Source organism: uncultured Rhodospira sp. (assembly GCF_937138205.1).
Lineage (GTDB): Bacteria > Pseudomonadota > Alphaproteobacteria > Rhodospirillales > Rhodospirillaceae > Rhodospira.
In genome coordinates this window covers 1-23,532 of record NZ_CAKZOT010000002.1, presented here as the reverse complement: position 1 = coordinate 23,532, position 23,532 = coordinate 1, and the positions used below count along the sequence as shown (strand labels likewise).

The following is a 23,532-nucleotide window of genomic DNA, read 5'->3' as shown; positions in this document are numbered from 1 at the left end:
CGGAGACTTTATGATATTTTACAAAGGCGTCGCATCATGAGCCGGATTGATGCAAGCCGGAGGAAGGCGAGGTCCTTGGCGTTACGGCACTCCCAATCCTTCGCCAGCCGGACCCGCTGTCGTACTTGGTGCCGGAGTCGAACAGCGCGGCCCCGCACCCCGCGCAATGGAAGGTGCCGGCGCGCTTCTCATTTTTGAGCGGATGAGAGAACGGCCGCTCCGTGCCGTGCTGGCGCAGAACGTGGAACTGCTCCGGTGCCAGCTCGGCCTTCCACGCGGCCTCGCTCTTGCCGGCGGGAAAATCCGCCGCCCCGCCGCCCGATGCACCACCCTGTCCGCCGCCCTTCAGGGCGCGGGAGAGAATGCCACCGACCATGATCGCCTCCGGTCCTGACGCGCACAACAACCATCGTTGCACTGCCAACGCCGTGTTGTTTGTGGGTGGGAGGCGGTCAAGGCCACGCCGGCGACCGACGTCGATTTCCGACGGTCCGGCGTCCGACCGGCCGAGCGGTCGGCTGCTTCAATCCGGGGGCGCACACCCGATGCCAAGATGGAGCGAGCCGAATCGCGTAACCCTTGGCTCGGTCCAAAGCGGAAGAGCAACGGCGGCCTGCCCCGGCGTCAACGGCGCCGCTATCCGGCCCGTCAGCCGTGGGACACTCTCCGGACCCGGCCCATCGGCGCGAGGCACGGCCACGGTATACGTCAGCATGGCGCTCTTGCAGCCACAGTCGGCGACGGCACGAACAACCGAGACTGCGAACACCCCATAAACCAGATTGTGCGCGACCCTTTGCTCGCGCAACGCAAACCGGGTGCACGCCGAGACCGCATTGTCGATTGCCAATGGCACGGAAACCGCCGGCGGAGGGTCCGAGCCCTCTTGAGCGAGACCTGGCTGGGCACACGCCAGGGTGACACAAGACAAGGCAAGGCACAGGGCTGCATTCATGACTGGCGTCATGGCTTTTTTGTCCCTCCGTTCGTTTTAGCGAACGCGTACTCAACTTTGACATGGATCGTGGAGCCGGATGTATGCTTATTGCAATCGAGGAGTCTGTCAAAAAACTTCGTATCAACTTCAATGCAGCCGTGGGAATACCCTTTTGTCGAGTCGTGAAGATGGAATCCACCGCGATGCGGGGTGCACGCAGTTCGGGTCGCCGTGTTCGCGGGCTCGATCCGAACCCGGTGATCCCCCCAGTTGGCCCAATACCGTTCGCAAGCCCCCGCGGCGGCGCCGCGGGGGATCGTTTGGATCCGCCACGAGGGTTTCAGGGTGCAGGTGCCTGACCCGTCGGCTTGCGCCGGTTTGTCATCAATCCATGTGCGCATGACATACAGCCCTTCCGGAACGGGGCCCTTGTCGGGAGCACACGTGTGCCTCTTGTTCTGGGCACCGGGCATCCCCGAGGTCGCCGGGTATTTCGCCTCCGGTTTCCCGTCCTTTGGACTTTTCCAGTGCAGGTTCTGCCCATCATACAACAGATGCTCCCCATTGATGTCTGCCATGGCGGCACCTCCCGGCATCGAGCCCTATTGATTCGACGAGCGCAGTCTAACGTTCGGCGGCCGACTCTAAAACCATAAGACACATCCCGCACTGAGCCGACGACAAAGCGTGCAGCCCCCACCGGCCGATGCTGCGGTCTTCGACAGGGAAACCGCCGCGTTTCCGCAGGGGAGAATGCCTTTTTCCGGCGCAGCCCCACCGGACCCCATCTCAACCGCACCGATACCACTGCACGCGCACGGCCCTCGCCAACCCCCCTCCCCTCTGCTACATCGGCGTCCGGAACCGCCCGCCCGCGCCCTGGACGCCGCCGCCCATGACGACCGCCGCCGCCCCGCCCGAGTCCGAGTCCACGACCGCCGAGGCCCCGTCCGGCAAGCACGCCGGCACGGAGAACTTCCCGGTCGGCTCCATCCTGCTGTCCAAACGCGTGCGGCCGCACGTGGCGACGTTCTACGCCTTCGCCCGGGCCATCGACGACATCGGCGACGCGCCCCACCTGTCGGCCGACGAGAAGCTGGCCCGCCTGAACGGGTTCGAGGCCGCCGTCACCGGCCGCGACACCGGCGATCCGGCCTTTGCCAAGGGCCACGCCATGCGCGAGAGCCTGCGCGCCACCGACGTTCCCGTCCGCCATTGCGTGGACCTGATCGCCGCCTTCAAGCAGGACGCCATCAAGGGCCGCTACGCCGACTGGGACGACCTGGTGGCCTACTGCATCCTGTCCGCGGCGCCGGTGGGCCGCTATCTCGTCGACCTGCACGGCGGCTCGCGCAACGGCTACGGCCCGTCCGACGCCCTGTGCATCGCCCTGCAGGTGATCAATCATCTTCAGGACTGCCAGGACGACTACCGCACGCTGGACCGCGTCTACCTGCCGCAGAACTGGATGGCGACCGAGGGCGCGACGGTCGAGGCGCTGGACGGCCCCGCCCTCACGCCCGGCCTGCGCCGGGTTGTTGACCGCTGCCTGGACGGCTGCCGCGCCCTGCTGGCCGAGGCCCGCGCCCTGCCCGGCGGCGTGATCGACCGGCGCCTGGGCCTGGAGAGCGCCGTGATCGTCGACGTCGCCGAAACCCTGGTGCGCAAGCTGGCCCGCGAGGATCCCCTCGCCGCCCCCGTCAAGCTGACCAAGCCCCAGGCCGCCCTGTGCGCCGCACGCGGGGTGGCGCGCGGCCTGTTCGGACGCTAGAACTGGGCGGGGCGATTCACCCCGGTCTAAAAACAAGCAATGGGAGGACTCCGTGGTGATGGCCATTGTCGAGGCACTGTCACCGGCCGCGTGGGTTTCCCTGGCGGCCGTGTTGGTGTGGCTTGGCCTGGTTTTCGGGCGCGGCGGCTTCTGGCGCGCCGACCAGAAGCTCGATACCCACGGCGCCACCCATGACGAGGCCGATCCGGTGATCGCCGTCATCCCGGCGCGGGACGAGGTCTACACCATCGGCCGCGCGGTGCATTCCCTGTTGCGCCAGGACTACCCGGGGCGGCTGACCGTGGTCGTGGTTGACGACAACAGCGGCGACGGCACGGCCGCCGCCGCCCGCGCCGCCGCCGAGCGCGACGACGAGAAGGAGTGCCTGCACGTCATCCCGGGCCAGCCGCTGCCGGAGGGCTGGTCGGGCAAGCTGTGGGCGGTCCATCAGGGGTTGAAACACGCCCGCTCGGTGGAGCCCCACGCCCGCTACGTGCTGATGACGGACGCCGAGATCGAGCACAACCCCGGCAACCTCAGCCGCCTGATGGCGCGGGCGGTGCGCGAGGACCGGGTTCTGGTCTCGTTGATGGTGCGGCTGCGCTGTGTCTCTCTTTGGGAGAGGTTGTTGATCCCCGCCTTCGTCTTCTTCTTTCAGAAGCTCTATCCGTTCCGGCGCGTCAACGACCCGACATCGAAGGTCGCCGGCGCCGCTGGAGGCTGTATGTTGGTGCGTCTGGACGCGCTGGACGCCGCCGGCGGGATCGAGGCGATCCGCTCTGAACTGATCGACGACTGCGCCCTGGCCCGCAACCTGAAACAGCACGGCTCGATCTGGCTCGGGCTGGCGACACGAACCCGGTCCCTGCGGCGCTATGAGGACCAGGGAGAGATCTGGCGCATCGTGACCCGCACGGCTTTCACTCAGCTGGGCAATTCCGCGTTCTATCTGCTTTTGCTGATGCTGTTCATGGCCCTGGCCTACCTGTGGCCGCCGGTGGCGGTCGTCTGGGGCGTGCTCACGACCGACTGGATCGCCGTCGCACTCGGTCTGCTGGGATGGTTGCTGATGGCCGTGGCCTACTGGCCGACACTGAAGGTCTATCACATGCCGCGCTGGCGCAGCCTGACGCTGCCGCTCGCCGCCCTGATGTACAGTGCCATGACCATGGATTCGGCCCGCCGCCACTGGATGGGCCAGGGCCGCGCCTGGAAGGGACGGGTCTACAAATGAGCCCGACGCCGCAGCTGGATGACCTGGACGACGAGGCCCGCGCCACGGTGGTCCGCATCATGTCCGCCGCCGGCACGTCGTTCGGCGGCGCCATGCGCATCCTGCCGGCCGAGCGCCGTTACGGCATGTTCGCGGTCTACGCCTTCTGCCGGGTGGTGGACGACATCGCCGACGACCCCGCCGACGAAGCCGACAAGCGCGCCCGCCTGGACGACTGGCGGCACCGCATCGCCGCCGTCTGTGAGGGCAAACCGCGCCCGCACGAGCCCCTGGACCGCGCGTTGGCCTGGGCGGTGGCCCGGTTCGGCTGCGCCGAACAGGACTTCCACGCCGTCCTGGACGGCATGGGCATGGACGCCGCCGCCCGTGTGCGCATTCCCGACCTGGAGACGCTGTGGCTCTACTGCGACCGGGTGGCCTGCGCCGTCGGCCGCCTGTCGAACCCAGTGTTCGGCATTCCCCCGGCCCAGAGCCCGGCGCTGGCGGCCGCCGTCGGCAGCGCCCTGCAGCTGACCAACATTCTGCGCGACGTGGCCGAGGACGCGGCCCGCGACCGCATCTATCTGCCGGCCGACCGCCTGGCCGCGCACGGTCTGCATCCGCTGCCCGAGGACGCCACGGCCATCCTCGACCACCCGGCGGTGCCGGCCGTGCGCGCCGAGGTGGCGACCCTGGCCGAGGCCCGCTTCGCCGAGGCCGATGCCCTGTTCGCCCGCCTGCCGCCCCACCCCGCACGCCCGGCGCGGATCATGAAAGAGGTCTACCACGCCCTGTTCCGCCGCCTGACCGCCCGGGGCTGGGCCGAGGTGCGCGACCCGCCGGCGGTACCCAAGGCCGTCAAGCTGTGGCTGGCGGTGCGTCACGGGTTCCTGTGAGATGACCACCAACCCGCCGTGTGTGCATGTGGTCGGGGCGGGGCTGGCCGGCCTGGCCTGCGCCGTCGCCCTGGCCCGCAAGGGGCGGCCGGTGCGCCTGTACGAGGCGGCGGCCCAGGCCGGCGGACGCGCCCGTTCGTTTTTCGATGATGGACTGGGCCGGGTCATCGACAACGGCAACCACCTGATGCTGTCCGGCAACCGATCGATCATGCGGTTCCTCGACCATATCGGCGCCCGGGACCGGCTGGTCGGCCCGCCCGACGCCCGCTACCCCTTCCTGGACCTGCGCACCGGTCGCCGCTGGACGGTGCGCATCAGGCCGGGGCTGTGGCCGGGCTGGGTGCTCGACCCGGCGCGGCGGGTTCCCGACACACGGGCGCGCGACTATCTGGCGGGTCTGCGGCTGGCCCGCGCGCGGCCGGACGCCACCGTCGCCGAGGTGCTGGGATCGATCGGCCCCTTGTACGACCGGTTCTGGCAACCCCTGGCGGTCGCGGTGCTGAACACCGAGGCCGAACTGGGGCAGGCCCGGTTGCTGTGGCCCGTGCTGAAGGAGACGTTCGGCCGGGGCGGCCGCGCCTGCCGGCCTCTGTGGGCGCGCGACGGCCTCACCGAGACGTTCGTGATGCCGGCCCTGGGGACCCTCTCCGCCCGCGGGGCGATCGTGAACGTCGGCCGCCGCCTCAAGGACCTGGAAACCACGGACGGCCGGATCACGCGTCTGGTGTTCCCGGAGGGCGCCGAGGAGGTCGGCCCCGGCGACGCCGTGGTGCTGGCCGTGCCCCCGTGGGCCGCCAGCCTGCTGTTGCCCGGGCTGAAGACGCCGCACCAGCACCGCCCCATCGTCAACCTGCACTTCCGCTTGCCGGCCCCGCCGAGCCGGGTCGAGCAACCGCTCGGCCTATTGGGCGGGACGGCGGAATGGCTGTTCGTGCGCGGCGACGTGGCGTCGGTGACCATCAGCGCCGCCACGCCCCTGGTGGACCTACCGCCCGAGGCCATCGCCGCGCCGGTCTGGACCGACATCGCGCGGGTGCTTGGTCTGCCGCCCGATACCCCCGTGCCCCCGGTGCGGGTGATCAAGGAAAAGCGGGCGACCTTCGCCCAGACTCCGGATCAGGTGGCCCGCCGCCCAGGTCCCCGGGGGCCGTTGCGGAACCTGTTTCTCGCCGGCGACTGGACGGACACCGGACTGCCGGCTACCATAGAGGGCGCGGTGCGTTCCGGTCACACGGTGGCGGAATCCGTCATTGCGCTGCAACGCGGTTCTTGACGCGGACGGCCCGGCAGTTCAAAACCCCCTGACAACACTGGTAAAAAAAGGCTGAAAATGCTCTTCGGATGAAGCAACGGTCAGCAGGGCGGCCATCGGCCCGAAAAGGCCCCGGTCGCTTTGGGGGTAAAAAGAATGGGTGGGAGCAACCCACACAGGACAATCCCAGGTCTTGCCCGGCCTTCCGAAGGCCCGGAAACACGCACCGTCCGGCGCCGATTGCGTCTTCTCATTGCGCCCCGCCGGCGCCGGTTGCCAAGCCACCCTCACGCACCGTGGCCCGCCTCGCGGCCATGGCCCGCCTGCGCCCCGTCCCGGAGCCGGACACCGTCCCTGTTCCCCGAGGAACACGTCGAGGGTCAGTCAAGGGAACGCCGTCACCCATGAACCAAACGTCGCATAAGACTCCGATCATCGACATGGACAATGCCCCCCCCTTTGAGAACCTCTCCCGACCCGACGGCCCCACGGTCGCCGGCTTCGACGCGGATGAGGAGTCCGCGACCGCTGCACAGCCGCCGGCGCAGGACGATCCCGACAGCGCGGCGCTGGACGACGTGATCGACCAGGCGGCCGGCTGGCTTCAGCAGCGACAGGACGACGACGGGCATTGGATTTTTGAGCTGGAGGCCGACGCCACCATCCCGGCCGAGTACATCCTGCTCAATCACTTCCTTGATCAGATCGACGACGCGCTGGAGCAGAAGATCGCCGTCTACCTGCGCAGGCTGCAGGGGCCGCACGGCGGCTGGCCGCTGTTCCACGACGGCGACTTCGACATGAGCGCGTCGGTCAAGGCCTATTATGCACTCAAGCTGGTCGGCGACGATCCCGACGCGCCGCACATGGCGCGCGCCCGCGCCGCCATCCTGAAGCGCGGCGGCGCGGCCCGGGCCAACGTGTTCACGCGCTATACCCTGGCCATGTTCGGCCAGGTACCATGGCGAGCCTGCCCGGTGGCGCGGGTCGAGGCGGTGCTGCTGCCGCGCTGGTTCCCGTTCCACATGAACAAGGTCTCGTACTGGTCACGCACGGTCATGGTGCCGCTGTTCGTGCTGTATTCGCGCCGGGCGCGGGCGGTGAACCCGCGCGGCATCGGCGTGCCGGAGCTGTTCGTCACGGCGCCAGACAAGGAGCGCAAGTACCACAGCAATCCCACCGGCCACTGGATGGGCGAAGTACTGCTGAAGGTCGACGCCCTGGCCCGCCTGTTCGAGCCCCTGTTCCCGGCCCTGGTTGAGCGCAAGGCGACCGAGAAGGCCCTGCGCTTCGTCGAGGAACGCCTGAACGGCGTCGATGGCCTGGGCGGCATCTACCCGGCCATCGCCAACTGCCTGATGGTCTATCACATCCTCGGCTATCCCAAGGACCACCCCCACGTGACCCTGGCGCGCAAGGCCGTGGACGGGCTGGTGGTCGACAAGGGCGACCATGCCTATGTCCAGCCCTGCCTGTCGCCGGTGTGGGACACGGGCCTCGCCTCGCTGGCCATGCAGGAAACCAGCGCCCTCGGCCTCGGCGCCGACCGCGACACGACGGCCGCGCGCGAGTCCGCCGTGTCCAACGCCTGCGCCTGGCTGCGGGATCGCCAGATTCTGGACACGGTGGGCGACTATGAGGTGTGGAAGCCGGACGTGCGGCCCGGCGGCTGGGCGTTCCAGTTCAACAACGCGCACTATCCGGACGTGGACGACACCGCCGTCGTCGGCGTCCTGTTGGACCGTGCCCGCGATCCCGCCAACAAGGAGGCCATCAGCCGCGCCGCCGAATGGATCATCGGCCTGCAATCGAAGAACGGCGGCTGGGGCGCGTTCGACGCCGACAACGAGTACTACGTCCTCAACCACATCCCCTTCGCCGACCACGGCGCGCTGCTGGACCCGCCCACGGTGGACGTGACCGCGCGGTGCGTCGGGTTCCTGGCGCAAGTGGGCTACGGCCGCGACCACCCGGTGATCGCCCGCGCGCTGGAGTTCTTGCGGTCCGAACAGGAGCCGGACGGGTCATGGTTCGGCCGCTGGGGCACGAACTACATCTACGGCACGTGGTCGGCGCTGGCCGCCTTCAACGCCGTGGGCGAGGACCCGCAGGCGCCGCACATCCGCGCCGGCGTGGCGTGGCTGCACCGCCGCCAGCAGGCGGACGGCGGCTGGGGCGAGGGCTGCGAGAGCTACTGGCCGGAGAAGCGCGATTTCGTCAAGGCGTCCACGCCGTCACAGACGGCCTGGGCGGTGCTCGGCCTGATGGCCGCCGGCGAGGTCGAGAGCGACGCGGTCAAGAAGGGCATCCAGTACCTGATGACGGCGCCGCGCGACGGCGGGCGCTGGAACGAGGAGCTTTACAACGCCGTCGGCTTCCCGCGCATCTTCTACCTGAAATACCATGGCTACCCGGCGTTCTTCCCGCTGTGGGCGCTGTCGCGCTACCGCAACCTGACACGCGGCAATTCGAAGCGCGTGCAGTGGGGGCTGTAGGCCAGCCATGCCTCTCCCCTCCCCCGGGTCGGCGATCGGCGTGGTCACCGGCCTGACCGGCGAACGGCGGGCGCTGGAGGCCCTGCCCGGACTGACCGTGCGCTGCGAGGGGCCGGGGCCGGACAAGGCCGAAGCGGCCGCACGCGCCCTGCTGGACGAGGGCGCACGCGCCCTGGTCAGCGCCGGTGTGTGCGGGGCGCTGGACCCGGCGCTGCGGCCCGGCGCCGTGGTTCTGCCGGCCCGCGTTGTCAACCGGCACAACGAGGGTGAGTCCTGGCTGGTGGACGCCGTTTGGCACGCCGCCGTGATGGCCGCCGCGCCCCCGGACGCGACGTTCAACACCGGCGCCCTGCTGGGCTCGGACACGCCCGTGGTGTCGGTCGGCGGCAAGCATCACCTCGCCGCCCGCACCGGCGCGGTCGCGGTAGACATGGAAAGCCACGCCGTCGCCCGCGTCGCCGCCGAGGCGAACGTACCCTTTCTCGTGGTGCGCACGGTGGCCGATACGGCCGCCGACGCTCTGCCGCGCTGGCTGGCCGGTGTGTTGAACCGCGACGGCACACCCAACGCCGGCGCGGCGGCGCGGCGGATCCTGCTCGGGCCGTGGCGTCTGCCCACGCTCATCCGGCTGGCCAAACGCAACGCGGCAGCGGAACAAGCGCTTAGCGAGGCGGGCGCCGCCCTGGCGCGGGCGACGCGGCCCTAAAGGTTCTTCCGAGCGGTCCTGATCCAGCCCAAAGGTTTCATGGACTGCTCCGTCCTCGCCGCGCATCCAATCCTAAGTATGCCGATTCTTGTGTTCCATAGGAAGGCTCTGGCGAGGTCACTCCGTTCCGGCCACCCTTGACCGCCCCCGGTCCCCCGCCAACATGCTTGCACACACGTGGGGATCACGAACGGAGGCGATCATGGTCGGTGGCATTCTCTCCCGCGCCCTGAAGGGCGGCGGACACGGCGGCGAGGCGGCGGACTTCCCCGCCGGCAAGAGCGAGGCCGCGTGGAAGGCCGAGCTGGCGCCGGAGCAGTTCCACATCCTGCGCCAGCACGGCACGGAGCGCCCCTTCTCGCATCCCCTGAACGACGAAAAGCGCGCCGGCACGTTCCATTGCGCGGGGTGCGGCGCGGCGCTGTTCGACTCCGGCACCAAGTACGACAGCGGCTCCGGCTGGCCCAGCTTCTTCCGGCCGCTGGAAGGAGCCGTCGGCACCAGCACGGACTACAAGCTGGTCATGCCCCGCACCGAAGTACACTGCGCCCAGTGCGGCGGCCACCTGGGGCACGTGTTCGACGACGGCCCGCAACCCACCGGCCAGCGCTATTGCATGAACGGCACGGCGCTGACGTTCGAGCCGGCGGTCGACACTTAGGGTGGGGCCGGGCGCCGATCACGCCGCAAGCACGCGCTCGGCCGGGGTGTAGGACAGGCCCTGGGCCTCCGCCACCGGCTCGCAGGTCACCGCGCCGCCGGCCACATTCAGGCCACGCCGCAGGTGGGGATCGGCCTTCAAGGCCTCGCGCCAGCCCTGGTCAGCCAAGCGCAGCACATAGGGGAGGGTGGCGTTGGTCAGCGCCTGCGTCGAGGTGAGGGGCACCGCGCCCGGCATGTTGGCGACGCAGTAGTGCACCACGCCATCAACGACGTAGGTCGGGTCGTGGTGCGTCGTGGGGTGACTGGTCTCGAAACAGCCGCCTTGATCGATGGCCACATCCACCAGGACCGTTCCCTTGCGCATTCGCGCGACCATGTCACGCGTGACCAGCTTGGGCGCGCCCGCGCCGGCCACCAGCACGGCGCCGACCACCATGTCCGCGTCGACGACGGCGCGTTCCAGGGTGGCGCGCGAGGCGTATAGCGTGGTCAGCGCCGACCCGAAGCGGTGCGCCAGGCGTTCCAGCACGACAGGGTTGCGGTCCAGCACGGCGACGTCGGCCCCCAGGCCCAGGGCCATCTCGACGGCGTTCTCGCCCACCACGCCGCCGCCGATCACCACCACGCGGGCCGGCGCCACGCCCGGCACCCCGCCCAGCAGCAGGCCGCGCCCGCCCTGGGCGCGTTCCAGCGCGCGCGTGCCGGCCTGTACCGACAGCCGGCCGGCCACCTGCGACATGGGTTTGAGCAGCGGCAGCCCGCCCTGGGCATCGGTGATGGTCTCGTAGGCGATGCAGACGGCGCCCGAAGCGATCAGCTCGTTGGTCTGCGGTACGTCCGGCGCCAAATGTAGATAGGTGAACAGGACATGATCGGGACGCAGGCGAGCACGCTCGGCAGCCTGAGGTTCCTTGACCTTGATGATCATGTCCGCCTGTGCGAACACCGCGTCGGCCCCGTCGAGGATGGTGGCACCCGCCTCCTGATAGTCCGCGTCGGCGGCGTCGATCCCGAGACCGGCGCCGCTTTCCACGACAACCTCATGGCCGTGCGCGACCAGTTCGCGCACCCCGTCGGGCATGAGGCCGACGCGGAATTCCTGCGGCTTGATCTCCCTGGGCACACCGATGCGCATTCCTGAACCTCCCGATCAACAAAGAACAAAGAACTCCGTCCAACGTCGCCATAGACCCCCGCGTTCGCAAGGGGCATTCCTGGAAACGCCGAATATCCGGCGATGGTTCGGCCGTCTCAGGCCCTGGCGCGCACCGGCCGCACGAGGAAGAACAGGGCGACCATGAAGGCGGGCGCCGCGCAGATCAGGAATGCGCCCCGTGGCCCGATGGCCGTGATGAGCCATCCCGACAGGGCCGGGCCGACAACGCTGCCGGCCGCCACCGCGATGAGCGCGGCCGTGAACCCGATGGACCCCCGGCCCGGAAAAAGCCGCAACGTCCAGAACGAGAGGACGGAACTGATCGTCATGACCGCCGCCCCATGCAACCCGGCTGCGGCGACGACGCCGGGCAATGATCCGGGCACCAGGGCGATCAGCGCCAGCGAGGTCGCGAAGGCGGTGAAGATCAGGGCGATGAGCGGCGACAGGCCGACGCGCGCCTCGGCCCAGGCCGTGGTAAGCCCCAGGAGCCCGAAAATGCCATAGCAGACGAAGATCACTGGCGACGCGGCGCCGGCTGCGAGGCCGGGCAGGCCGTCGGCAGCCACGACTCGATCGGCGGCGAACGACAGGAACACTGCGTTTGTCGCGCCGAAAATCAGCGACGTCGCGTAAAGCCGGATCCTTGCCGGATGCACGAGCGCCGATGCGTGTCCCACGGGATGGGCGGTCCCGCGCCGACCTCTTGGAAGGCCGATGAGCGCGGCGGACGCCGCCACCAGGGCGGCCAGGAGGAACACTCCCCACGCCAGGCGCCACGGCAGAAGGCCGGTGGTCACCGCCAGGGCGAGACCGCCGGCCGCCCCCACCCCGAGGGTCGTGCCCGTGGCCACGGCCGACAGGGTTCTCGCTTGCAGGGCTGGCGGCACTAATCGTTCGGCGGCATCGTTGAAGGGCGCCCAGCAGAAGCCGGCGCTGGTGCCCGCCAGTGCCACTCCCACCGCGAGAAGGGCCGCGTGAGAGGTCATCGCGACGATCGCGAAGCCCACGGCGGCGGTCAACGCGCCGGCAGTCACCGGTACGCGCTGGCCGACCCGAACCGCGAGCCAGGCCGTTAGCGGTAGCGCCGCGAGAAAGGCCAGGAACCCGCCGCTGGCGATCAGGCCGGCCTGGGCCGTGGACAGGTCGAAGTCATGGCGAAAGATGGGAAGGAACAGTCCGAACCCCATGCGCGCCGGGCCGAAGGCGACCCCCGTCGCGATGAACCCGGCTGCTCCCAGACGCCGCGCCTGGGCAGCGGAGCCATCGCCCTCCAAATCCTTCACCAAAAACCTCCGGCCCCAACGTTTGCACGGTCCCTCGATATGTGATCGCCGCCGGGCTGTGCAACCGCAAGTGTCGGTTGTGCCCGCGACCGCTGTTGCAAGAACCGTCACCGCGCCGGGGCGCTCGTCACGTGGACGGCCCACACCAGCAGTCCGACGACCGCCACCGCTCCGGCCTGGTGCGCGACCGCCAGCGGCATCGGCACGGCGAGAAGCAAGGTGGCGACGCCCAGGCCGACCTGGGCGAGGACCGCCACCGGCAGCAGGCGGAAGGGCCAGCGGTCGGCGCCGTCCAGGGGTGTGCGCAGGCCATGCCACGACACCACCAGCACCGCCGCCAGGGTTGCGCCGCCCAGCAGCCGGTGCTGCCACTGCACCGTGATCACGTTATCCAGCAGGTTGCGCCACCACGGGTCCAGGTGCAGCAGCCCATCGGGCACCCACTGGCCCGCCATGCGCGGGAAGGTGTTGAAACTCAGGCCGGCATCAAGCCCGGCCACCAGCGCGCCGGCCAGGATCGTCAGGCCGGTCAGCGCCAGCGCGCCCCAGCCGAGCCGGCGCGTCACCGCGACGCGCGGGTGCCCGGCCAGGGCCGGCGTTCCGGGACCGCGCAGAAGATCGAGCGCCACCCACACCAGCGCGGCCAGGATGACCACGGCCAGGCCCAGGTGCGCGGCCAGCCGCAGGTGACTGACCTGCGGGCGGTCCACGAGGCCGCTCTGCACCATGAGCCAACCGAGCAGGCCCTGCAGCCCGCCCAGCACGAACAGGGCGGCCAGACGCCATCCGTACCCCTGGGGGATCGCGCCGCGCACCGCGAACCACACCAGCGGCAGCAGGAAGGCCACACCGATCAGGCGCCCCAGCAGGCGGTGCAGGTACTCCAGCCAGAAAATGCCCTTGAAGCCGTCGAGCGTCATGGCGCTGTTGACGAGACGGAATTCCGGGGTCTGCTGGTATTTCAGGAACAGGGCCTGCCAGTCGGCCTGGGACAGCGGCGGCAGGACGCCCGTGACCGGCTTCCACTCGACGATCGACAGGCCGGAGCCGGTCAGGCGCGTCAGGCCGCCCAGCAGCACCGTCCCGGCCACCAGCCCAGCACAGGCCAGCAGCCACGCCGCCACCGCGCGCGGCCGGGCCTTGTTTTGTGCACGGGCCGAGTCGGATTGGGCCAGCGTGGTGGCGGCGGTCATCGCCTCAGGTCCACAGCATCGGCAGGTGGCGGTCCAGCAGCACGGCCAGGAAGACCCCCATCAGATACACCATGGAGCCGAAAAAGACCCGTCGCGCCTGGGTCCGGTCTTCCGGGGCGCGCATCAGGCGCACGGTCTCGGACAGGAACAATGCGCCGGCGCCCAGGCTGACCAAGCCGTACAGCAGGCCCAATTGGCCCAGCAGCCAGGGCAGGGCGGCCGAGGCGACCAGCAGCACCGTGTTGATGACGATGGCCTCGGCGCTGCGGCGCGGCCCGGCCACCGCCGGCAGCATGGGCACGCCCGCGGCGCGGTAGTCGTCGCGGAGCAGCAGGGCCAGCGCCCAGAAGTGGGACGGCGTCCACAGGAACAGGGTGACGGCCATCAGCAGCGGCAGCAGCCACAGGGTGGGGTCCACCGCCGCGGCACCCGCCAACACGGCGAACGAGCCGGCCGCGCCGCCAACCACGATGTTCCACCAGGTGCGGCGCTTCAGCCAGACGGTGTAGACGACGGCGTAAGTGAACCCGCCCAGGAAAAGGTGCGCGGCCACCACCCAGTTGAGCGCCAGCGCCGCCAGCCCGACCCCGGCCACCATCAGCGCCACCGCGAACAACAGCGCCCGGCGCTGGTCAGCCGCTCCGGCCGAGACCAGCGGCCGGCGGGCCGTGCGCTTCATCAGGCGGTCGATATCGCGGTCGTACAGATGGTTGAACACCGACGAACTGGCCGAGCCCAGCACCATGGCCAACGCCAGCAGAACGACGGTCACCGGGTCCACGGTCTCGGCGACGGCCATATAGCCGATGATGGCGGTCAGCGCGATGATGGTGCCGATGCGGAACTTGCACAGCTCCATGTAGTGGGCCAGGGTCATGGTCGGGCCTCCTCGGGCGTGGCACGGCCAGGATCGGCCGGCGGCCGGCTCCCTATACTCACCCAAAAGAGTAGGCTATTTAACCCTGAAATTCTGGCGGGATTGGGTGTGTTGCCGAGAAACCGAGTCGGGACGCGTTTCGGCTGGTCAGGCAGCCGACCCGTAGAGCTGATACAGCATCAGGTAGACCACCACCCCGCTCACGGTCACGCACAGCCACAGGGGCAGGGTCCAGCGGGCGACGGCTTTGTGGCGGTCGAAGCGGCCGCGCAAGGCCCGCCACACGGTGAGCAGCACCAGCGGCAGGATCCCGGCCGCCAGCACGACATGCACGAACAGGATCGTGTAATAGACGGGCCGGATCAGACCCTGCCCGGGAAAGGTCAGCATCGGCGCCGTGGCGTGGTAGATCAGGTAACTGACCAGGAACGCGGCCGAAACCGCCAGGGCGCCGATCATGACGGCGCGGTGCGCTTTCCAGCGGCCGGCGCGGATGAACCCGTACCCGACCACCAGCAGGATCGTGGACAGGGCGTTCAGCGACGCGTTGACGTGCGGCAGGACGGCGGCGGTGTCCATGGCGGGGCTCAGAACCCCGCCACGATGATCTTGCCCACCATCGACAGGTAGAGCAGCAGGCCGACGGCGGCCAGCAGCCAGGCCAGGGTCCGGTTGGTGAGCGGTTTCATGGTGTCTCCCTCTTCGTCTGGCGCGCCGAAGGACACACGAGCCGCCACGCACCGGGTTTCCGAGCAGGATACTCGACGTGAGACGCGAGACAAGCCCTGTGCGAAAGAGGTGGAAAAAGCATTGTCTGCCTACCCGAACGGGGAGGGGTATTTTAATGCTTTGTTATATAAGAACGATTTCGCCAGCCGCACATGGCACGCGACGTCCGAGGCGACGCTTCAAACGCGAAAAACGCGGTGAAAAGTGGTTAAAGACTTTGGTGAACGCGTTTTAAATGCCGCGCCCCCGGACCAAAAATTGCCGATGGGGGTTGTCGGATTTTATGGAATTGGTCATCATGGCCTCGAAATGGTCCGGCCGGCCGGTCGATCGGGCCACCCTCTCGAGGTTCTTCGGCCGTTGGGGAGCGCCATGACGTCCCGATACCTTGTCCGGTCAGTGTGCGCCCTCGCGGGGCCGGGTGGCACAGTCATCGCCGTTGCCCTGTTTGCCGCGTGGGCCGCCCTTGCTCCGTCCGAGGCGCTCGCCGCCCAGCCCACGCCGTGGCAGATCTGGAGTCAGGCGGCGGCGACGCCGACCATGGAGCGCATCGACGCGCTGACGCTGTACCTCAACGTGCTGATGGTGGTGATCGTCATTCTGGTGACGGCCCTGATCGTGTTTGTGATGTGGCGCTTTCACCACCGACGCCATCCCGAGGCCTCCAAGCGCGGGCACAACACGGTGCTTGAGATCGGCTGGACGCTGGTGCCCATCGCCATCCTGCTGACGGTGGTCGGGCCGTCCCTGCGCCTGCTGTATTTCATGGACCAAACCACCGAGGCCGACATGACGGTCAAGGTGATCGGCCACCAGTGGTACTGGTCCTATGAGTATCCGGACCATGGCGGCTTCGGCTTCGATTCGTTCATGAAGTGGGAGGGCGAGTTGGCGCCCAACGAGCCGCGCCTGCTGGCCGTCGACCAGCCCATGGTCGTGCCGGCGGGGGCCACGGTGCGGCTGCTGCTGACCTCCACCGACGTCATCCACAGTTGGGGCGTGCCGTCCCTGGGCATCAAGACCGACACGGTCCCCGGGCGCATCAGCGAGACCTGGTTCCGCACGAAGGAACCCGGCGTCTACTACGGACAGTGTTACGAGTTGTGCGGCGTCAATCATGGCTTCATGCCCATCGAGGTGCGGGCGGTGTCGCCCGAGGACTTCGAGCGCTGGGTCGAGGAGACGCGCGCGGCGTTCGCGCCGACCCTGCCCGACGACCCGGCCGCTCCGTCCGTCACCGTGGCCGAAACACGGCCCGATGCCTCCAATCCGCTGCGATAATCAAGAACACACGTCAGGGAGGACCGGACCGTGAGCCCCGAATCGTCCGCCGCCGCCGATCATCAGGGGGACGGCGCACACCCCGATCACCCCGCGCCGCGCGGCCTGACGCGCTGGCTGTTCTCCACCAACCACAAGGACATCGGCACGATGTACCTGGTGTTCGCCGTGATCGGCGGCGTGGTGGGTGGTGTGATGTCGCTGTGGATCCGCATGGAGCTGGCCGAGCCGGGCGTGCAGGTCTTCGAGAATGACCACCAGAGCTACAACGTGTTCGTCACCTCGCACGGCCTCATCATGATCTTTTTCATGGTGATGCCGGCGCTGATCGGTGGGTTCGGCAATTGGTTCGTGCCGCTGATGATCGGCGCGCCGGACATGGCCTTTCCACGCATGAACAACATCAGCTTCTGGTTGCTGCCGCCGGCGTTCGCGCTGCTGATCCTCGGGCAGTACACCGGGCTGGGGCCGGGCACGGGCTGGACGTTGTATCCGCCGCTGTCGACCTCGGGCGGTCATGCCGACGCGGCGGTGGATTTCACCATCCTTAGCCTGCACATCGCCGGCGTGTCGTCGATTCTCGGGGCCATCAACTTCCTGGTGACCATCTTCAACATGCGCGCGCCGGGCATGGGTCTGCACCAGATGCCGTTGTTCGCGTGGTCGATCCTGGTGACCGCGTTCCTGCTGCTGCTGACGCTGCCGGTGCTGGCGGGCGCGCTGACCATGCTGCTGACCGACCGCAATTTCGGCACCACGTTCTTTGATCCGGCCGGCGGCGGCGACCCGGTGCTCTATCAGCACCTGTTCTGGTTCTTCGGCCACCCCGAGGTGTACGTGATGATCCTGCCGGCGTTCGGGATCATCAGCCACGTCATCTCGACGTTCTCCAACAAGCCGATCTTCGGCTACCTGGGCATGGCCTACGCCATGGTGCTGATCGGGGTCATCGGCCTGGTGGTGTGGGCGCACCACATGTACACGGTCGGCCTGGACGTCGACACGCGGGCCTATTTCATCCTGGCCACCATGCTGATCGCCGTGCCCACGGGCATCAAGGTGTTCAGCTGGATCGCCACCATGTGGGACGGATCGATCCGGTTCACGGTGCCGATGCTGTTCGCGATCGGGTTCCTGTTCCTGTTCACCATCGGCGGGGTGACGGGCGTGGTGCTGGCCAATGCCGGCGTCGATATCGCCTTGCACGACACCTACTACGTGGTGGCGCACTTCCACTATGTGCTGTCGCTGGGGGCGCTGTTCGGCCTGTTCGCCGGGTTCTACTACTGGTTCGGCAAGATGACGGGGCGGCAGTACAGCGAGCGCCTGGGCCAGATCCATTTCTGGCTCACCTTCATCGGGGTCAACCTGACGTTCTTCCCCATGCACTTCTCGGGCGTCGCCGGGATGCCGCGCCGCGTGCCCGACTATCCAGATGCCTTCGCCGGCTGGAACTACGTGTCCTCGATCGGCGCCTACATCGGCATGGTGGCGATGGCGTTCTTCTTCGTGGTCGTCATCCACGCCTTTGTCGCCGGGCGCAAGGTCGGCGCCAATCCGTGGGGCGAGGGCGCGACGACGCTGGAATGGACGGTCAGTTCGCCGCCACCGCTGCATAGTTTCGAACGCCCGCCGGTGATCAGGAACCCGGCCGCGACCGCCGCCGAGTGACCGCAACGGAGGTGCCGCCATGGCTCCGCACGAGACCGCCCCCACCGCCCCGGACCGGCGCCGCGCCAACGGCCGCATCGCCCTGATGTTCGGCGCCGTCGCCGTGGGCATGGTCGGCTTGGCCTTCGCCGCCGTGCCGCTCTACCGCGTGTTCTGCCAGGTGACCGGCTACGGCGGCACGCCGGGCGTCGCCTCGGCCGGGACACAAGTGTTCCCGGGGGGCGTGGGCGTGGACATGACCGTGCGCTTCGACGCCAACGTGGATCCCGCCCTGCCGTGGCGCTTTCGGCCCAATGACCGCGCGGTCACGGTGCCCATCGGCGCCGAGGCGCTGTCCAGCTTTCGGGCCGTCAACACCTCCGACCGGCCCGTCGTCGGCACCGCCAGTTTCAACGTCACCCCGACCAAGGCCGCCCGCTACTTCACCAAGGTCGACTGCTTCTGTTTCACCGAACAACGCCTGGAGCCGGGGCAGGCGGTGGACATGCCGGTTCTGTTCTATATCGATCCGGCCATCCTGGACGACGAGCACGCTGGCGACATCCGCACCATGACGCTGTCCTATACGTTCTTCGACATGGAAAGCTGAGGCGGCCGCGAGGACTGGCCTCGGGCTAGGGAGGACCTTCGCATGAGTTCGATGGACACCGGAGAGGCCCGCGCCCATCCGTTCCACCTCGTCGATCCCAGCCCCTGGCCGGCGTTGGGCGCCGTCGGTGCTTTGGTCCTGGCTTACGGTGGGGTCGAGTACATGCACGGCGGTGCGCCCTGGATCCTGCTGAGCGGGCTTGGCGTGGTGCTGCTGACCATGGCGCTTTGGTGGCGCGACGTAGTGCGGGAATCACGCGCCGGCACGCACCACACGCGGCGCGTCCAGATCGGCCTGCGCGTCGGCATGGGCCTGTTCATCGCCTCGGAGGTGATGTTCTTCGCCGCCTTCTTCTGGGCCTATTTCCACAACGCCTTTCTGTTCAGCCCGATCGTCGAAAGCTGGCCGCCCGGCGACATCAAGACCTTCAGCCCCTGGGGCCTGCCGCTGATCAACACGATCATCCTGGTCGCGTCTGGGTTCGTGCTGATGTGGGGCCGGGGCGGCCTGGAGACGGGCGACCGCCGGCGGCTGATGCTCGGCATCGGCGGCGCGGCGGGGTTGGGCGCCATCTTCCTGGTGCTGCAGGTGATCGAGTACGGCCACGCCGCGTTCGCGTTCACTGACGGCATCTATCCTTCGGTGTTCTTCATGGCCACCGGCTTCCACGGGTTCCACGTCTTCGTCGGCGTGGTGTTCCTGACGGTGTGCCTGCTGCGCGCGCGGGCCGGCCACTTCACGGAAGAAAAGCACCTGGGCCTGCAAACCGCCGAGTGGTACTGGCACTTCGTGGACGTGGTCTGGCTGTTCCTGTTCGGCTGGTTCTACGTCTACATCGCCCTGTGACGGAACCGCTTGGGATAGGCGCCTCCACGCCGCCGCCGCGCGTGGCGAGTTGCGCCGGTGGCGCGAACCCGCCCGACGAAGCCCCCTACATATGCAGCGGCCGGCCGTGCACGGCGAGGGCCGCTTCCTTGATCGCCTCGCCCATCTGCGGGTGGGCGTGGCTGGAGCGGAAGATATCCTCGGCCGACGCGCCGAACTCCATGCCGACCACGACCTCCTGGATCAGGTCGCCGGCGGACGGGCCGACGATGTGGCAGCCCAGCACCTTGTCGGTGCGGCCGTCGGCCAGGATCTTCACGAACCCGTCGGTGTCGCCCTGGGCGCGGGCGCGGCCGTTGGCAGTGAACGGGAAGGTCCCGACCTTGTAGTCGGTGCCGGCGGTCTTCAGTTGTTCCTCGGTCTTGCCGACGGCGGCGATCTCCGGCCACGTGTAGACCACCGACGGAATGGCGTCGTAGTTCACGTGGCCTGCCTGACCGGCCAGGATCTCGGCCACCGCGACGCCCTCTTCCTCCGCCTTGTGGGCCAGCATCTGGCCGCCGATGACGTCGCCGATGGCGTAGACGCCTTTCGCGGTGGTCTCGTAGCGCTCATTGACCTTGATGAAGCCGCGCTCGGTGCGTTCGATGCCGTTCTTGTCGAGCCCCAGGCCCAGGCTGTGCGGCACGCGGCCGATGGCCACCAGCACCACGTCCGACACCACGGAGTCGGAATCGCCACCGGTCGCCGGCTCGACCGTCAGGGTGACCCCCTTGGTGGTCTTCTTGGCCGCCGTGACCTTGGTGCACAGGCGGAACTCCAGGCCCTGTTTCTTGAGGATGCGCTGCGCCTGCTTGCGCACCTCGCCGTCCATGTACGGCAGCACGTGATCCAGGTACTCGATCACCGTGACCTGCGAGCCCAGCCGGCTCCACACCGAGCCCAGTTCCAGGCCGATGACGCCGGCCCCGATCACCGTCAGGCGCTTCGGCACCTTGGGCAGCGCCAGCGCGCCCGTGGAGTCCACGATCATGCGTCCGTCGATGGAAACCCCCGGCAACGGCGCCACCTCCGCGCCCGTGGCCAGCACGATCGTGTCGGTGATCAGCGTCATGTCGCCGCCATCATGCAGCGCGACGCCGACCTCGCCCGGATGGTCGACGCGGCCCATGCCGCTGATCCAGTCGATGCGGTGCTTCTTGAACAGATAGGCGATGCCGTCCGTGTTGGCCTTCACCACCGCGTCCTTGCGGGCCATCATGGTCGGCAGGTCGGGACGCACGGTGCCGCTGATCTTGATGCCGTGCTCGGCCGCTTCGTGCTTGGCCTGGGCGAACAGATGCGAACTGTGCAGCAGTGCCTTTGACGGGATGCAGCCCACGTTCAGGCAGGTGCCGCCCAGGGACTTGCGCATGTCGACGCAGGCCACCTTCATGCCAAGCTGGGCGGCGCGGATGGCGCAGACGTACCCCCCCGGGCCGCCGCCGATCACCACCAGATCATACGGATTCTCGCTCATCGGATTCGGTCCTTCCCTTTCGGTCTTCTTGTCCCCCGGCGGCTCCGGTCTATTTCGCGGAACCGTCTCGCATACTCTCAGTCACGATCCCGGTCCCCGAATGGAAACGGGGCGTCCGACGCTCGGACGCCCCGCACCGGGACCAGGTCACATATCCAGCAGGATCCGCTGCGGATCCTCCAGGCATTCCTTCATCCGCACCAGACTGCTCACCGCTTCCTTGCCGTCGATGATGCGGTGGTCGTAGCTGAGCGCCAGATACATCATCGGCCGCGCCTGGATGGAGCCGTCAGGCATGACCATCGGCCGCTGCTGGGTCTTGTGCATCCCGAGGATGGCCGACTGCGGCGGGTTGAGGATCGGCGTCGACATCAGCGAACCGTACACCCCGCCGTTGGAGATGGTGAAGGTCCCCCCCGTCATCTCCTCCATCTTCAGGGCGCCGTCGCGCGCCTTCTTGCCATAGGCGGCGATGTCGGCCTCGATCTGGGCAAAGCTCTTCGTATCGCACTCCCGCACCACGGGCACGACCAGCCCCTGAGGACCGCCGACCGCGACGCCGATGTCGTAGTAGTTCTTGTAGACGACATCGGTGCCGTCGATCTCGGCATTGACGGCCGGGAACTCGCGCAGGGCCACGACGGCGGCCTTGATGAAGAACGACATGAAGCCCAGGCGCACGCCGTGCTTCTTCTCGAACGCATCCTTGTGCCGGGCGCGCACGTCGAGAATGCCGGTCATGTCCACCTCGTTGAAAGTGGTCAGCATGGCGGCGGTGTTCTGGGCCTCCTTCAGGCGCTCGGCGATACGCCGGCGCAGGCGGCTCATGGGCACGCGTTCCTCGCGCGGGTCGTCGGACCGGGAGGGTTCCCGGGACGCTGCTGGGGTGGCGGGTGCGGCCGGCCCCTTGGCCGTGGGCTTGGCCTGTTCCAGGAAGGCGAGGACATCCTCCTTGGTCAGGCGGCCGTCCTTGCCGGAGGCGGGAATCTTGCTCGGGTCGAGGCTGCGCTCCTCGACCAGCTTGCGCACGGCGGGCGACAGCGGATGGTCGAGATTGGCCGTGCGGCCCTCGGTCGGCGCGGGCGCGGATTCGGGTTCGGGCTTGGGTTCGGGCTTGGCCTCGGGCTGTTCGTCCTTTTTGGGTTCGGGTTCCGGTTTGGGTTCCGCCTCCGACTCCTTTTGCGCTTCGGCCTTGGCCGGTTTCGCTTCGGCTCCCGACGCGCCTTCCTTAATGCGGCCCAGCAGCGCGCCGACGGCCACCTCCGCGCCCTCGTCGGCGACGATCTCCGACAGCGCGCCGGCGGCGGGTGCGTTGACCTCGACCGTCACCTTGTCGGTTTCCAGTTCGACCAGCGGTTCGTCGGCGGCGACCGCGTCGCCCGCCTTCTTCAGCCAGCGGGCGACGGTGGCCTCGCTGACGGATTCACCCAGGGCGGGCACGGTGATGTCGGTGGCCATCGGTGGTCCTTTCATCCTTTCATATGATCTGGATCCAGGGCAGTCCCGGCGCGATCAGGCCAGCGTAGTCGGCGCGGCGCCAAAACCAAAGGATCGTCTTGCCCGAAGCCGGACCGCCTCGGGAGAGAAACCGGTGTCGGGGGAGGCCGGTTCCTGGGCTCGGGGCCGGCGCGAAACGAACTGCACGGCGATCGCCACCCTCATTTCACCCCGGCCAGGCCGGTTGCCCGCTGGAACGGGCGCGGCAGGGCATCCCGTGGCCAGGTCAGGGCCTGTTCGACCAGGGTTTCCTGTTCGTGCTTGTGGACGCTGGCCACGCCGGCGGCCGTGGAGGCGGACGCCTTGCGGCCGACGAAATAGGCTTGGCGCGCCTTGTGGTGGGCTTCCTCCAGCGCGTATTGCAGGCGCCGATCGACGAACATCCAGGCCCCCATGTTGGCCGGTTCCTCCTGGCACCAGATCACGTCGGCGTTCGGATAGCGGGTGAGTTGCGCCTGCACACTGTCCTTGGGCCAGGGGTACAGCTGCTCGACCCGCACCAGCGCCACGTCGCGGATGCCCTCGTCACGCCGCGTCTGCAGCAGATCGTAGTACACCTTGCCGCTGCACAGCACGACGCGGCGCACGTCCGCGTCGGGTACCAGCTCGTCGGCTTCCGGCAGGACGCGGTAGAACCGGCCCTGGTCGCCCAACTCCCACAGGGAGCTGACGCACAGCTTGTGGCGCAGCAGCGACTTGGGCGACATGAGGATCAGCGGCTTACGGAAGTTGCGCCGGATCTGGCGTCGCAGGGCGTGGAAATAGTTCGCCGGCGTCGTCAGGTTGCAGACCTGCAGGTTGTCCTCGGCGCAAAGCTGAAGGTACCGCTCCAGCCGGGCCGAGGAATGCTCCGGCCCCTGCCCCTCGTAGCCGTGCGGCAGCAGCATCACCAGCCCCGACATGCGCAGCCACTTGTACTCGGCCGCGCAGATGAACTGGTCGATGATGACCTGGGCGCCGTTGGCGAAGTCGC

20 protein-coding genes and 3 pseudogenes are annotated in these 23,532 nt (G+C 68.5%); 11 read left to right on the top strand and 12 right to left on the bottom strand.

Annotated elements, in window-relative coordinates; translation table 11 throughout:
• Positions 1-8 precede the first annotated feature (8 nt).
• The 4 genes and pseudogenes from Q0309_RS00345 to Q0309_RS00335 form a co-directional block, all read right to left on the bottom strand.
• A pseudogene (locus Q0309_RS00345) lies at positions 9-110 on the bottom strand (IS5/IS1182 family transposase); the annotation flags it as partial.
• A pseudogene (locus Q0309_RS00340) lies at positions 104-262 on the bottom strand (peptide-methionine (R)-S-oxide reductase); the annotation flags it as partial. The pseudogenes Q0309_RS00340 and Q0309_RS00345, both read right to left, overlap by 7 nt.
• Before the next feature lie 261 nt (positions 263-523).
• On the bottom strand, positions 524-955 hold the full coding sequence (locus tag Q0309_RS18545; RefSeq protein WP_366940536.1) for a DUF2195 family protein: 432 nt from the start codon (positions 953-955) through the stop codon (positions 524-526).
• A gap of 8 nt (positions 956-963) precedes the next feature.
• The gene (locus Q0309_RS00335) at positions 964-1,515 is read right to left on the bottom strand and encodes a hypothetical protein (protein ID WP_299436010.1); all 552 of its coding nucleotides are present in this window, start codon (positions 1,513-1,515) and stop codon (positions 964-966) included.
• Between the two features lie 317 nt (positions 1,516-1,832).
• Between Q0309_RS00335 and hpnC the strand changes: the two genes are divergently transcribed.
• The 7 genes from hpnC (at position 1,833) to msrB (ending at position 9,934) form a co-directional block, all read left to right on the top strand.
• On the top strand, positions 1,833-2,708 hold the full coding sequence (hpnC, locus tag Q0309_RS00330) for a squalene synthase HpnC (RefSeq protein WP_299436007.1): 876 nt from the start codon (positions 1,833-1,835) through the stop codon (positions 2,706-2,708).
• 58 nt (positions 2,709-2,766) lie between these two features.
• The gene (locus tag Q0309_RS00325) at positions 2,767-3,942 is read left to right on the top strand and encodes a glycosyltransferase (RefSeq protein WP_299436004.1); all 1,176 of its coding nucleotides are present in this window, start codon (positions 2,767-2,769) and stop codon (positions 3,940-3,942) included.
• Positions 3,939-4,817: a presqualene diphosphate synthase HpnD gene (gene hpnD / locus Q0309_RS00320; protein WP_299436001.1), complete on the top strand. Its 879-nt coding sequence runs from the start codon at positions 3,939-3,941 to the stop codon at positions 4,815-4,817. The genes Q0309_RS00325 and hpnD overlap by 4 nt, the downstream gene beginning before the upstream one ends.
• A 1-nt stretch (position 4,818) precedes the next feature.
• Entirely contained in the window at positions 4,819-6,093 is a 1,275-nt protein-coding gene (gene hpnE / locus Q0309_RS00315; RefSeq protein WP_299435998.1) for a hydroxysqualene dehydroxylase HpnE, read from the top strand.
• Between the two features lie 383 nt (positions 6,094-6,476).
• Positions 6,477-8,567, top strand: a complete 2,091-nt coding sequence (gene shc / locus Q0309_RS00310) for a squalene--hopene cyclase (protein ID WP_299435995.1) — start codon at positions 6,477-6,479, stop codon at positions 8,565-8,567.
• A gap of 7 nt (positions 8,568-8,574) precedes the next feature.
• Positions 8,575-9,273, top strand: a complete 699-nt coding sequence (locus Q0309_RS00305; RefSeq protein WP_299435992.1) for a nucleoside phosphorylase — start codon at positions 8,575-8,577, stop codon at positions 9,271-9,273.
• A 202-nt stretch (positions 9,274-9,475) separates the two neighbouring features.
• Positions 9,476-9,934: a peptide-methionine (R)-S-oxide reductase MsrB gene (gene msrB, locus Q0309_RS00300; protein ID WP_366940535.1), complete on the top strand. Its 459-nt coding sequence runs from the start codon at positions 9,476-9,478 to the stop codon at positions 9,932-9,934.
• Between the two features lie 18 nt (positions 9,935-9,952).
• On the opposite strand, the gene ald is transcribed toward msrB, so the two are convergent.
• The 5 genes from ald to Q0309_RS00275 all read right to left on the bottom strand — a co-directional run bounded on the left by ald (position 9,953) and on the right by Q0309_RS00275 (position 15,027).
• Complete coding sequence (ald, locus tag Q0309_RS00295) at positions 9,953-11,071, bottom strand: alanine dehydrogenase (protein ID WP_299435989.1); 1,119 nt, start codon at positions 11,069-11,071, stop codon at positions 9,953-9,955.
• Between the two features lie 116 nt (positions 11,072-11,187).
• Positions 11,188-12,378: an MFS transporter gene (locus tag Q0309_RS00290; protein ID WP_299435985.1), complete on the bottom strand. Its 1,191-nt coding sequence runs from the start codon at positions 12,376-12,378 to the stop codon at positions 11,188-11,190.
• A 107-nt stretch (positions 12,379-12,485) separates the two neighbouring features.
• The gene (locus tag Q0309_RS00285; RefSeq protein ID WP_299435982.1) at positions 12,486-13,571 is read right to left on the bottom strand and encodes a COX15/CtaA family protein; all 1,086 of its coding nucleotides are present in this window, start codon (positions 13,569-13,571) and stop codon (positions 12,486-12,488) included.
• Between the two features lie 4 nt (positions 13,572-13,575).
• Positions 13,576-14,448, bottom strand: coding sequence for a heme o synthase (cyoE, locus tag Q0309_RS00280; protein ID WP_299435979.1), 873 nt, complete (start codon positions 14,446-14,448; stop codon positions 13,576-13,578).
• Between the two features lie 147 nt (positions 14,449-14,595).
• Complete coding sequence (locus tag Q0309_RS00275; RefSeq protein WP_299435976.1) at positions 14,596-15,027, bottom strand: DUF420 domain-containing protein; 432 nt, start codon at positions 15,025-15,027, stop codon at positions 14,596-14,598.
• A gap of 522 nt (positions 15,028-15,549) precedes the next feature.
• On the opposite strand from Q0309_RS00275, the gene coxB reads away from it, so the two are divergent.
• The 4 genes from coxB to Q0309_RS00255 all read left to right on the top strand — a co-directional run bounded on the left by coxB (position 15,550) and on the right by Q0309_RS00255 (position 19,564).
• Positions 15,550-16,458, top strand: coding sequence for a cytochrome c oxidase subunit II (coxB, locus tag Q0309_RS00270; protein ID WP_299435973.1), 909 nt, complete (start codon positions 15,550-15,552; stop codon positions 16,456-16,458).
• Positions 16,459-16,563: 105 nt separating this feature from the next.
• Positions 16,564-18,129 carry a cytochrome c oxidase subunit I gene (gene ctaD / locus Q0309_RS00265; protein ID WP_299436061.1) on the top strand — a complete coding sequence of 522 codons (1,566 nt, stop codon included), beginning with the start codon at positions 16,564-16,566 and terminating at the stop codon, positions 18,127-18,129.
• A gap of 19 nt (positions 18,130-18,148) precedes the next feature.
• Positions 18,149-18,718 carry a cytochrome c oxidase assembly protein gene (locus Q0309_RS00260; protein WP_299435970.1) on the top strand — a complete coding sequence of 190 codons (570 nt, stop codon included), beginning with the start codon at positions 18,149-18,151 and terminating at the stop codon, positions 18,716-18,718.
• Between the two features lie 42 nt (positions 18,719-18,760).
• Complete coding sequence (locus Q0309_RS00255; protein ID WP_299435967.1) at positions 18,761-19,564, top strand: cytochrome c oxidase subunit 3; 804 nt, start codon at positions 18,761-18,763, stop codon at positions 19,562-19,564.
• Between the two features lie 85 nt (positions 19,565-19,649).
• On the opposite strand, the gene lpdA is transcribed toward Q0309_RS00255, so the two are convergent.
• The 3 genes and pseudogenes from lpdA to sucA all read right to left on the bottom strand — a co-directional run.
• A complete protein-coding gene (lpdA, locus tag Q0309_RS00250; RefSeq protein ID WP_299435964.1) occupies positions 19,650-21,062 on the bottom strand; it encodes a dihydrolipoyl dehydrogenase in 1,413 nt (470 codons plus the stop codon).
• A gap of 147 nt (positions 21,063-21,209) precedes the next feature.
• On the bottom strand, positions 21,210-22,520 hold the full coding sequence (odhB, locus tag Q0309_RS00245) for a 2-oxoglutarate dehydrogenase complex dihydrolipoyllysine-residue succinyltransferase (protein WP_299435961.1): 1,311 nt from the start codon (positions 22,518-22,520) through the stop codon (positions 21,210-21,212).
• Positions 22,521-22,720: 200 nt separating this feature from the next.
• Positions 22,721-23,532 (bottom strand): annotated as a pseudogene (gene sucA, locus Q0309_RS00240) (2-oxoglutarate dehydrogenase E1 component); the annotation flags it as partial.